This is a genomic window from Nocardia amikacinitolerans NBRC 108937, assembly GCF_001612615.1.
Lineage (GTDB): Bacteria > Actinomycetota > Actinomycetes > Mycobacteriales > Mycobacteriaceae > Nocardia > Nocardia amikacinitolerans.
The window spans coordinates 19427-30379 of sequence record NZ_BDAU01000019.1; the positions used below are offsets into that span (position 1 = coordinate 19427).

8 protein-coding genes are annotated in these 10953 nt (G+C 70.3%); 4 read left to right on the plus strand and 4 right to left on the minus strand.

Annotation, left to right across the window (positions count from 1 at the left end; genetic code table 11):
• The first annotated feature begins 4 nt into the window (after positions 1-4).
• A complete protein-coding gene (locus tag NAM01S_RS15430) occupies positions 5-616 on the plus strand; it encodes a hypothetical protein (protein ID WP_174554813.1) in 612 nt (203 codons plus the stop codon).
• Positions 617-721: 105 nt separating this feature from the next.
• Here the strand turns inward: NAM01S_RS15430 and NAM01S_RS15435 are convergent, their stop codons facing one another.
• Both NAM01S_RS15435 and NAM01S_RS15440 read right to left on the minus strand, forming a co-directional pair.
• Entirely contained in the window at positions 722-1378 is a 657-nt protein-coding gene (locus NAM01S_RS15435; RefSeq protein ID WP_067785694.1) for a response regulator, read from the minus strand.
• Entirely contained in the window at positions 1375-2739 is a 1365-nt protein-coding gene (locus NAM01S_RS15440; protein ID WP_169810859.1) for a sensor histidine kinase, read from the minus strand. The genes NAM01S_RS15435 and NAM01S_RS15440 overlap by 4 nt, the downstream gene beginning before the upstream one ends.
• Before the next feature lie 133 nt (positions 2740-2872).
• Between NAM01S_RS15440 and NAM01S_RS15445 the strand changes: the two genes are divergently transcribed.
• The gene (locus NAM01S_RS15445; RefSeq protein WP_067785701.1) at positions 2873-4933 is read left to right on the plus strand and encodes an MMPL family transporter; all 2061 of its coding nucleotides are present in this window, start codon (positions 2873-2875) and stop codon (positions 4931-4933) included.
• A 147-nt stretch (positions 4934-5080) separates the two neighbouring features.
• On the opposite strand, the gene NAM01S_RS15450 is transcribed toward NAM01S_RS15445, so the two are convergent.
• Both NAM01S_RS15450 and NAM01S_RS15455 read right to left on the minus strand, forming a co-directional pair.
• Complete coding sequence (locus NAM01S_RS15450) at positions 5081-5899, minus strand: PhzF family phenazine biosynthesis protein (protein ID WP_067785705.1); 819 nt, start codon at positions 5897-5899, stop codon at positions 5081-5083.
• 77 nt (positions 5900-5976) lie between these two features.
• Positions 5977-8400 (minus strand): cation-translocating P-type ATPase, encoded by a 2424-nt coding sequence (locus tag NAM01S_RS15455; protein WP_067785708.1) that lies wholly within the window; start codon positions 8398-8400, stop codon positions 5977-5979.
• A 139-nt stretch (positions 8401-8539) separates the two neighbouring features.
• Between NAM01S_RS15455 and rarD the strand changes: the two genes are divergently transcribed.
• Positions 8540-9460 (plus strand): EamA family transporter RarD, encoded by a 921-nt coding sequence (gene rarD / locus NAM01S_RS15460; RefSeq protein ID WP_067785711.1) that lies wholly within the window; start codon positions 8540-8542, stop codon positions 9458-9460.
• 327 nt (positions 9461-9787) lie between these two features.
• Complete coding sequence (locus NAM01S_RS15465) at positions 9788-10714, plus strand: ADP-ribosylglycohydrolase family protein (protein WP_067785714.1); 927 nt, start codon at positions 9788-9790, stop codon at positions 10712-10714.
• Positions 10715-10953: the final 239 nt, after the last annotated feature.

The window sequence follows — 10953 nt, forward strand, 5'->3', positions numbered from 1 at the left end:
GTTCATGGCCCTGCTCGGTGTGCTGAATCCGCCGCGCGAACTCGGCGTCGGCACCGATCGGCTCGGCCCCGACCGCGCCGAGCCGGTCGCCGATTACCTTGCCAGAGCGCGGGATTCGCTCTCCGGTACCGACACCGAGCAGCACTGGGCGTTGGTCTCGTTCACCGAACCGATCGCGCCGCAGGCGATTCCCGCGCACAGCGGCGGTCTGCGCATCGGCCAAGTGCTGCACCGCGTTCCGATACCGCGCGTGCAGACGCCGCTGGTCGCGGTGCAGGTGCCCGCGGGCGACGCGGTGGCCGTGGCGTCCGCCGACGCGGCCGCGTGGCAGGTGCAGGACCAACTGGAGCGCACCGGCGCGGTCGGCGAGCGCTACACGCGCGTCATGACGGTCTCCATATCCCGCCTGCGAGCCGGATGCGCCTGCACCGTCGGGCTCGTCGTCCGCGGCCCCCTGCCAGAGCTCCGAAACCTGGCCGCCGCCAATGGTATCCGCGCGGTCGAAGCCCTACCGGCCGACGCCGTCGCGGGCCACTTCGCGGTGAGTCCTTTGCTGCCGGAGCACACCGAAACCGTCGTCCCCGGACCGGACGACGCCCCGGTTCCCGACAACTGACCAGCGCCGCGAGACTCGAGGCCCGGCCTGGCACCGAGAGACTCGGCGAACAGCTCGCACAACGGGCGGGCAAGCGACACGACATCCGGCGCGCCGCAGCGGTTCTCAGGTGGCGGGTGTGACGAGACCCGCCTCGTAGGCGGCGATGACGAGCTGAACGCGGTCGCGGGCGAGCAGTTTCGCGAGGATCCGGCTGACGTGGGTCTTCACCGTCAACGGGCTGAGCACGAGGGTCTCGGCGATCTCGGCGTTGGTCAGGCCGCGTGCGACCAGGACGAGCACATCGAGTTCGCGGTCGGTGAGCGCGCCAAGCGTCGGGCGCGGTGTGGGATCGGGCGCGGACCTGACCCGCGCGATGACGGCGGAGGTCGCGCTCGGCGACAGCAGCGCCTCCCCGGCCGCCACCGTGCGAATCGCGTCGAGCAGCGCGGCGGGCTTGGTGTCCTTGATGAGGAAGCCGCTCGCGCCCGCTCGCAGAGCGGCGAGCACGTTGTCGTCGGTGTCGTAGGTGGTGAGCACCAGCACCCGGACGCCGGCGAGGTTCTCGTCCGCGGCGATGGACGTGGTCGCGGCGATGCCGTCCATATCCGGCATGCGGATGTCCATCACCACCACGTCGGCCCGTTCGGCACGAGCCAACGCCACCGCCGCACGTCCCGTCGCCGCCTCCCCCACCACCGTCATATCGGGCGCCGAGGCGACCAACAGCGCGAACGCACCACGCACTAGAGCCTGGTCGTCGGCAAGCAACACCCGAATCACGAAGCGACTCCGCTGGTCTCGCTCCGATCACCACCGCGCACGCCGCTGCCGCCCGCACCGCGAACACCGCTGCCGCCGTCCACCCGCACGCCGACATCACGCGCGTCCATCCCGCCTCGGCTGACGTCCCCACCGTCGGATCGCCCGCCGTCGCCCGTCGGCACCTGCGCGCCACCCCGATGCGCATCACCCACTGATCGCCGCGAATCAGCCATCGCGCCAGCCGCTTCCGGCGCACCCGGAATCGGCAGCTCGGCGGTGACGGTGAAACCCGCGTCCGTGCCGAGCGTCCGGAGCGAACCGCCGACTGCCTCCGCCCGCTCGACCATGCCGCGAATGCCGAAACCCGGTGCTCCATCAGAAGTTCCGCGACCGTCGTCGGTGACGCGCACGGTCAGCCGATCGACCTCGTAGTCGAGGCGGACCAGCGCGCGGGTTGCCCGAGCGTGCTTGGCGACGTTGGTGAGCGCCTCCTGCACGATCCGATAGGCGACCATCTCGACGGTCGGCAAGAGGGCACGCGCCTCGCCCACTATCTCGAATTCCACCATCACACCCGCCACCTCTGCGGGTTCGGCCAGTGCCGACAGCTGCGCAAGAGCGGGCAGCGGGCCACGGGGTTCCCCGCCGGGTGTGCGCAGCACGCCGACGGTCGCGGCCAATTCGGCGCGCGCGTCGGCACACGCGTCCGCGATGGTGTCGAGGGCGGCCACGACGGTGGCCCGATCTGCCCTCCCTTCGGTGAGCAGGTGCGCGGCTACCCCGGCCTGAACCTGGATCACCGTGATGGTGTGGGCGAGCAGGTCGTGCAGATCCCTGGCGATGCGCAGCCGCTCCTCCGCCACCTGCCTGCGCGCTTCGGCGTCGCGCGAGCGTTCGGCGCGTTCGGCCCGGTCCAGCGCCTCGGCGAGGTAGGCGCGGTGCAGCCGGACGGCCTCGCCCGCAACACAGGCCAGCACGATCCAGCCGACGGCGCCGAACGCCTGGAGTGCCGTGTTCTCGTTCTCGGTGCGCGACAACAAGATTCCACCGACACCGAACAGCAGGACCATCGCGACCACCAGCGCCGTACGCACCCGGGTGCCATACCTGGCCACGGTGTAGAGCGCGACGATGGTCGCGGGCACGACGGCCTCGTGCGGAAATTCGTTGGCGTGGTAGGGAATCGCCAGTGCCAAGTGCGCGAACAACACCCCGAGGGGCCAGCTCCGGCGAACCACGACCACCGCTGTCGCCAGCGTGAGCAGCACCGCACCGAAGGCGTCAAGCGGACGCGGGCCCGCGAGCGGCACCGCGGCGATCAGCTCGACGATCAGCAGCACAACGGCCAACGCGCCGTCGGCCACCCACCGTCTGTTCATCCCGCCATTCTCCGGCAGCCGAGCCCGACCGGCGTACTCCGCGCGGCGTATCTCCAACAGCCTTCCCCGGTCGGACGCTTTCGGTCCGAATTCCCGCGACGCTGCTTGCCATGTCCGAAACGAGGAGACAGTGATGGGGACGAAGAGCCGAGCGTGGTTGCTCATCGGCCTGTGGATCGCGGTGCTCGCCGCGCTGACACCGTGGGCGGGCGGGCTGGACGACGTGAAATCCGACCGGGAGATCGACTACCTTCCCGCCTTGGCGCAGTCGACGATGGCGGCCGAACTGGAGGCCACCCTGCCCGGCGGCACCGAGAATGTGTTCCTGGTGGTGTATCACCGCGCGGGCGGTGTCACGGAGGCCGACCGAGCCACGGCCGCCGCCCACTACACCGCGCTGCGCACGAAATACGAGGCGCAGGGCGGGCCGGATCAGCCGCTGCCCTCCGACGATGGTGCGGCCCTGATGTTTCCGGTCGCGGTCGGCGAATCCTACGGTGAGTCAGCGGAATACATCGAGCAGTTCCGCGCGATGGTCGCCGAGCATCCCGAAGGGCTCACCGTCCAGGTCGCCGGACCCGGTGCGCTGCAAGCGGATTTCGAGGGCGCGTTCGAAGGGATCGACGAGCGGCTGCTTCTGGTGACCGCGCTCGTGGTCACGGTGATCCTGCTGCTGACCTACCGCAGCCCAGTGCTGTGGCTGGTGCCGTTGATCGCCGTCGCGGGGGCGAACGTGTTGTCGATGGCGGCGGTCTATGGGCTGGCCAAGGCATTCGACATCACCGTCAACGACCAGAGCGCCGCGATACTCACCATCCTGGTGTTCGGCGTCGGCACCGACTACGCGCTGCTGATCGTCGCGCGCTACCGCGAGGAGCTGCACCACCGCACCGACGTCGGCGCGGCGATGTCCGCGGCGTTGCGAAACTCGGTGCCCGCGATCACCGCCTCCGCCGCCACCGTCAGCCTCGGACTGCTGTGTCTGCTCGCCGCCGACATGAACAACGCCGCGGGCATGGGCCCGGTGGGCGCGGCGGGCATCGTCTGCACTCTCGCGATGATGGTGACGCTGTTCCCGGCGCTGCTGGTGGTGTGCGGGCGGTGGATCTTCTGGCCGCGGGTGCCGCGGGTGCGGACCGAAACGACGACAGCCCAGACCATGTGGGTCCGGATCGGGGCGACCATCGCCCGCAGGCCGGTGGTCTCCGCGCTCGCCTCGGTCGCGGTGCTGGCGCTGCTGAGCCTCGGCCTGCTCGGCGACACCGCCTCGCTGGGCCGGGCGGAGCAGTTCGTCGACACCCCGGAGTCCGTCCGTGGGCAGTCGCTGATCGCCGCGCACTTCCCGGACCGCGCGGGCACACCGCTGCTCATCCTCGCGCCCAACGGCGTTCGCGACGCGGCGATGTCGGCGGTCGCGGCCGATCCGGGCATCGGCGCGGTCGAAGCGGGGCGGTTCGGGCCGACCGTCGGCGAGATCGTCGCGATCCCGCGCGATCCGGCCGATTCGGCCGCCGAATACGCGACCATCGAGCGATTGCGCGACACTCTCGGCGAGGTCGCGCCCGGCGCGGTGGTCGGCGGCCCCAGCGCGGCGAACCGCGACATCGCGACGGCATCGGCGCGCGACCGGCGGGTGGTGATCCCGCTGGTGCTGCTCGTGGTCACCGCGGTCCTCGGCCTGCTGTTGCGGTCGCTGGCCGCACCCGTCGGATTGGTGCTCACCGTGGTGTTGTCGTTCGGATCCGCGCTCGGCGCAAGCGTTTTCGCCTTCGAGCAGCTGTTCGGCTTCGACGGTCTGGATTCCGGCCTTGTCCTGCTCGCCTTCCTGTTCCTGGTCGCCCTCGGCGTCGACTACAACATCTTCCTGGTCAGCAGGGCAAGGGAAGAGGCCGTGCGGCACGGCACCAGCCAAGGCATCTTGCGCAGTCTCGCGGTCACCGGCGGCGTGATCACCTCCGCGGGCATCGTGCTGGCCGCCACGTTCGCGGTACTGGTGACCCTGCCGCTGGTGTCGTTGGCCCAGCTCGGCTTCGCGGTGGCCTTCGGCGTCCTGTTGGACACCCTGTTGGTTCGGTCTGTCCTCGTTCCGGCGCTGACGCTGATCGCGGGAGATCGAGTGTGGTGGCCGTCCCGGATGTCGAGACCCGCCGCCTCGTCCGCATCCCTCGAGCCGGAGACCGTGGCGGCGCGATAGCAAACGAACGCGGCTGGCTCTCGCCTCGACGAGATCCAGCCGGACGCCGTCCATCGTCGGCCTCGCGCATCTGCCGGACACCGCCCATCACCCGCGCACGGCCGGAGCCCAGGCGGTGCGTACGACGGCGCGTCCGATGCGCGTCCGTCAGTCGGGCAGGGTGACCACGCCGTCGAGGTAGCGGCGGCAGCGGCCGAGCAGCAGAACTCGGTCGTCGACCAGCGCGCAGCGCAGCGTGCCGCCGCGACGGGACAGCTGGCGGGCCGTCAGCTCGGTGCGTCCGAGTTCGGCGGCCCACAGCGGAGCCAGTTGGGCGTGGGCCGATCCGGTGACCGGATCCTCCGGCACGCCGAGACCGGGCGCGAAAACCCGTGAGACGAAATCGATTTCCGCACCGGGGGCGGTGAGCACGGCCGCGCGCGGCAGCGGCGGAAACGCGCTCAACAGCGGACGGGCCCGGCGCACTTCGTCTTCCGAGGCGAGCACGACGACCTCGTCGGTGCCGGAGAAGGCGCGCACCGGCGTCACGCCCAATGCCGCCACCAGGGCCGGGTCGGGCTCCACCTCGACGGAGGCGACCGTCGGCAGGTCGAGCACGTACTCGTCGTCGTCGGTGCGATCGACGTGCAGCCAGCCGCTCCTGGTGAAGAAGCTCACCCGGTCGGCGCCGGGATGCATGTCCTCCAAGACTTGGGCCGCGGCGGCGAGGGTGGCGTGCCCGCACATGTCGACCTCCGCCGCCGGGGTGAACCAGCGCAGGTGGAACGCCGGGTGATCCACCGGCGGGCCGACCGCCTCCGGAGGTAACTGCGAGGTATAGAAGGCGGTTTCGGCGAGGTTGTTCTCCTCGGCCAGGTTTTGCAGCAGCTCGTCCGGCAACCACGACGTCAGCGGCATCACGGCCGCCGGATTGCCCGAGAACGGTGCGTCGGCGAACGCGTCGATCTGGTGCAGCAGTACCTCCATATTCGGAGAAGGTACTCCAACTTCGAATGACCGCTTCGCACAAGGCTTCTCGCGCCGAAAGCGTGCAGGTGGAAGGACTAGGCGCTACCGCCCGGCGTGGCCGGGATGAGCCTGCGCTGCTCGCCGTGCAGCGCGGCGCTGATCCACCAGATCGCCTCCACCAGCACGATGCCGATCGCGCCGCAGATGAACGCCGAGGTGGTGAGCGCCACGTTGGAGGGGTCGAGCTTGAAGAACTCGCGGGTGAACGGCACCGTGAACAGCACGACGTAGGCCGCCATGGACGCCGCGATCAGCACCACCTTCCACCACACGTACGGCCGGGCGACGATGGCGAGCACCCACACCGCGATCATGATCAACGTGATGAGCGCGGTGGTGCCCGCCTGCTCCTTCTGCGTCTCGCTGGCTTCCGGTCCCGCGTAGGCGATGAGGTACGCCACGAACGTCGCGACGCCGATCACCACACCGGACGGGATCGCCAAACGCATAACGCGCGAGACGAATCCGGTGCGTGCGCGCTCGTTGTTCGGGGCGAGGGAGAGGATGAACGCCGGAATGCCGATGGTGAACCAGGCGGCGATGGTGACGTGGCGCGGCAGGAACGGGTAGCCGATCGGCTCGTAGTCGAAGATCTGCGAGCCGACGCCCGCCAGACCGACAAGGAAGGCGAGCAGCACCGAGTACACGGTCTTGGTGAGGAACAGATTCGAAACGCGCTCGATGTTGCCGATCACCCGGCGACCCTCGCCGACGACGTAGGGCAGCGTCGCGAACTTGTTGTCCAGCAACACGATCTGCGCGACCGCGCGGGTAGCCGGGCTGCCCGCGCCCATGGCAACGCCGATGTCGGAATCCTTCAGCGCGAGCACGTCGTTCACGCCGTCGCCGGTCATGGCGACGGTGTGGCCGCGCGACTGGAGCGCACCGACCATGGCGCGCTTCTGATCCGGGCGGACCCGGCCGAAGGTCGTCTCGTGCTCGAGCACGTCGGCCAGTTGCTCACGGTCCTCAGGCAACCGGCGCGCGTCGACGGCGTGATCACCGCCGGGCAGGTCGAGCGAGGACGCCACGGCGCCCACCGAGACGGCGTTGTCGCCGGAGATCACCTTGATCGAAACATCTTGGCTGGCGAAGTAATCGAGGGTGTCGCGGGCATCGGGGCGGATCTTCTGTTCCAGCACGACCAGCGCCGCGGGCCGCACCTCGCCCGGTGCGTCGGGCGCGTCCACCGGACGATCGCTCTGGGCGAGCAGCAGGATGCGCAGACCCGACGAGCCGAGTTCCTCCGCCGTGCGCGCCTCCTCCGAGCCCGAGTCGAGCAGCACGTCGGGCGCGCCGAGCAGCCAGTCGCCGTGCTCGCCGTAGGAGAAGCCGCTCCACTTCTTGGCCGAGGAGAACGGCGCGACCGCGGTGTACTGCCAGCCGGGCCGATCGGTCAGCTCCTCGGCGATGGCCTGCACGCTGGCATTGGGACGCGGGTCGTCGCCCGCCATCGCGCCCAGCGCCTTGCGCACCTCGGCGTCGTCGAAGCCGTCGATGATCTTGATGTCCGACAGCCGCATGCCGTTCTCGGTCAGCGTTCCGGTCTTGTCCGCGCACACCACGTCCACGCGGGCCAGGCCCTCGATCGCGGGCAGCTCCTGGACCAGACACTGACGGCGGCCGAGTCGCACCACACCCACCGCGAACGCGATGGAGGTCATCAGCACCAGCCCCTCGGGCACCATCGGCACCAGCGCGGCGACCATGCCCGTCACCGCGGGCCGCCAGCTCTCGCCACTCGAGAACAGCTGGTTGTAGATGCTGAGCAGACCGGCGGGGATCAGCAGGTAGGTGATGAACTTCAGGATCTTGTCGATGCCGCTGCGCAGCTCGGAGTGCACCAGGGTGAACTTGCTCGCCTCCTCGGCCAGCTTCGCCGCGTAGGCGTCGCGGCCGACCTTGGTGGCGCGGTAGGCGCCGGAACCGGACACCACGTAGCTGCCCGACATCACCTCCGCGCCGACGGCCTTGTCGATCGGGTCGGCCTCGCCGGTGAGCAGCGACTCGTCGATCTCCAGCAGCGCGGACTCCTCGACCACGCCGTCCACCACGATCTGGTCGCCGGGACCGAGCTCGATCAGGTCGTCGAGCACCACGTCCTTCGGCGCGACCTCGTGCGCGACACCGTCGCGGCGCACGGTGGGCCTGGCCTGGCTGACGATGGCCAGCTGGTCCAGCGTCCGCTTCGCCCGAACCTCCTGGATGATGCCGACCGCGCTGTTGGCCACGATCAGCAGGCCGAACATGCCGTCGATGATCGAACCGGTCGACAGCACCAGGATGAACAGCACACCCAGGATCGCGTTGATCCTGGTGAAGACGTTGGCGCGGACGATGTCGCGCACCGAGCGGCTGGCCCGGTCCGGCACGTCGTTGGTGAGTCCGTCGCGGCGACGCTGCTCGACCTCGGCCGTGGTGAGTCCGGTGGCGCCCGACGCCTGCACGGTTATCGACATGCACGTCAGACTAGTAGGCACAGTGGCCCATCCGCTCCGGCCATGTGCGGGGCTGTGGATAGACCGAGACCTTATCCACAGACCCCGCGCGCACCGACGATTCATCCCATGAACAACGCCCGCGCACTAACCTGGCACGGTGCGGCGAATCAGATCCATCCCCGGTGTTGCCTTCGGCACCAGTGCCTATCTGATCTGGGGTTTGTTTCCCGCGTTCTTCGGTCTGCTGGCGTTTGCGAGCGCGGTGGAGGTGCTCGCGCAGCGCATCCTGTGGACGCTCGTGGTGGTGCTCGCCGTGCTGGTCGTCACCGGACGGCTGCGCGAGATGGCGGGCATCGATGCGCGGACCTGGCGGTTGGCCGCGCTCGCCTCGGCGGCGATCTCGATCAACTGGGGCGTCTACGTCTACGGCGTCACCTCCGGTCACGTGGTGGAGTGCGCGCTCGGGTACTTCGTCAACCCGCTGGTGACCGTCGGCTTCGGCGTGATCATCTTCCGCGAGCGATTGCGGCGGGCGCAGTGGGCCGCGCTCGGGCTTGGCGCGGCGGCGGTCGCGGTGCTAACCGTCGACTACGGCAGGCCACCCTGGATCGCCCTCGCCCTCGCCTGCTCGTTCGCGCTGTACGGACTGGTGAAGAAGGTCATCCCGCTCGACGCGCTGCGCGGCATCGCGGCCGAGGGCATCGTCGCCGCGCCGTTCGCGCTCGCGTTCGTCCTCGTGCTGCTGTTCACCGGCAGCAGCGCGTTCACCTCCGGCGCGGGGCACAGCGCGCTGCTGATGTCGACCGGACCGGTCACGCTGGTGCCGCTGCTGCTGTTCGCCATCGCCGCGCAACGAGTTCCGCTGTCCACCATGGGTTTGCTGCAATACCTCACCCCGGCGCTCCAGATGGCCTGGGGCGTCGCCGTCGCGCACGAACCGATGCCCGCGTCCCGCTGGGCCGGTTTCGCGCTCATCTGGGCGGCGCTGGCGATCTTCACCACCGACGCCCTGCTGCGCGCCCGGCGCGGTCGGCGCACCCCGGCTCCGGTGGCGCCCAGCGACGCGCCGACGCCCTGAGGGTCTGCGGACAGGCTTCCTCGACGGCGGTCGTCGCCCGTTGGCGCTCTCGTGGGGTTGGGCAGGATGCGGCGGCGCACCGTGTCATCGACATCCTTGCCGCCGTTACCCGTTCGGCGCCGAGCGTCTCGCCCGCCGTCCGACGCACCGCACCGCGGACACGACCGCGCACATGGCGGTCCCACATCGAATCGACAGGCCCACCGGCTCTTTCGTCGTATCGGCACAGAGAACGCGGCCGACGCTTGTCCGATTCGACAGGGGTTCGCGGCACGACCGCTCCGGTACATTTGCCGCGATCGACGCGGGACCGGAGGGGTTTTCACGATGCTGGACGACGGGCGACTCGACAGGGCGGCCGGTGCGCTGCTCGGCACCGCGGCGGGCGACGCGCTCGGCGCCGGATACGAGTTCACCCGGCCGGGACCCGAACAGGAGATCGACATGATCGGCGGCGGCGCGTTCGACTGGGCGCCCGGCGAATGGACCGACGACACCTCGATGGCGCTGGCCATCGCCCAGGCCGCCGCGGACGGGCCCGGACTCGAACTCGACGCGGTGGCAGCGGGTTTCGTGCGGTGGTACGACTCAGCACCGCCCGACATCGGCATCCAGACCAACCGGGTGCTCTCCGCCCGACCGCCCTCGGCGGCGGCCATGCACCAGCAGGCCATGTCGCTGGACGGGCTGACCGGCGGGAACGGTTCGCTGATGCGGACCGCCCCAATCGCGCTGTGCTACCTGGACGACGCCGCCGAGTGCGTGCGAATGGCAGGCGCGGTCGGCCTGCTCACCCATCACGATCAGCAGGCCGTCGAGGCGTGCGAGATCTGGACCTACGCCGTCCGGCACGCGGTGCTCACCGCGACCTTCGACGGCGTCCGCGAGTACGTCGCCACCACCGACAGCGCCGACTACTGGAACCGGCTGCTCGATCAGGCCGAAAACGGTGCGCCCGCGCACTTTCCGAACAACGGCTGGGTCGTGCACGCGCTCCAGACCGCCTGGTGGGCGATCACCACTGCCGACGCCTCCGGCCCCGAACACCTCCCGCTGGCACTCGAACTCTGCGTCCGCGCGGGCGGCGACACCGACACCACCGCCGCCATCGTCGGCGGGCTGCTCGGCGCGCGGTGGGGCGCTTCCGCCGTCCCCGCCCGCTGGCGCAGCATGCTGCACGGCTACCCCGGCCTGACCGGCGAGGACCTGATCGCCCTCGCCACCCGCATCGTCACGGCGAACGCCCCGGCCTGAACGCGCAGGGCCGGTCGGGCTTCGCCCGGCGACCGGCTCCCGATGGTCCGCTCCCCCGCCTGGCCCGTGCCCACGTTCGAACCCGCGCCTGCGCCTGCGCCCTGACTTCGCAGGACCTCCCTACGCTTCGCAGGCTCTGCGAAGCGCAAGGAAGGCCTGCGAAGTCTCCGCCCGCGTCTGGGCCCGAGCCCGCGGCTGCGTCTGGGCGACCTCCGAACACCAGATCCGGGCGCGCATCC

What these genes read in the sequence shown, in the direction of transcription:
- NAM01S_RS15430 (WP_174554813.1), top strand. Translation starts at nt 5, where the DNA reads ATGGCCCTGCTCGGTGTGCTGAATCCGCCGCGCGAACTCGGCGTCGGC.
- NAM01S_RS15440 (WP_169810859.1), bottom strand. Translation starts at nt 2,739, where the DNA reads ATGAACAGACGGTGGGTGGCCGACGGCGCGTTGGCCGTTGTGCTGCTG.
- NAM01S_RS15445 (WP_067785701.1), top strand. Translation starts at nt 2,873, where the DNA reads ATGGGGACGAAGAGCCGAGCGTGGTTGCTCATCGGCCTGTGGATCGCG.
- NAM01S_RS15450 (WP_067785705.1), bottom strand. Translation starts at nt 5,899, where the DNA reads ATGGAGGTACTGCTGCACCAGATCGACGCGTTCGCCGACGCACCGTTC.
- NAM01S_RS15455 (WP_067785708.1), bottom strand. Translation starts at nt 8,400, where the DNA reads ATGTCGATAACCGTGCAGGCGTCGGGCGCCACCGGACTCACCACGGCC.
- NAM01S_RS15465 (WP_067785714.1), top strand. Translation starts at nt 9,788, where the DNA reads ATGCTGGACGACGGGCGACTCGACAGGGCGGCCGGTGCGCTGCTCGGC.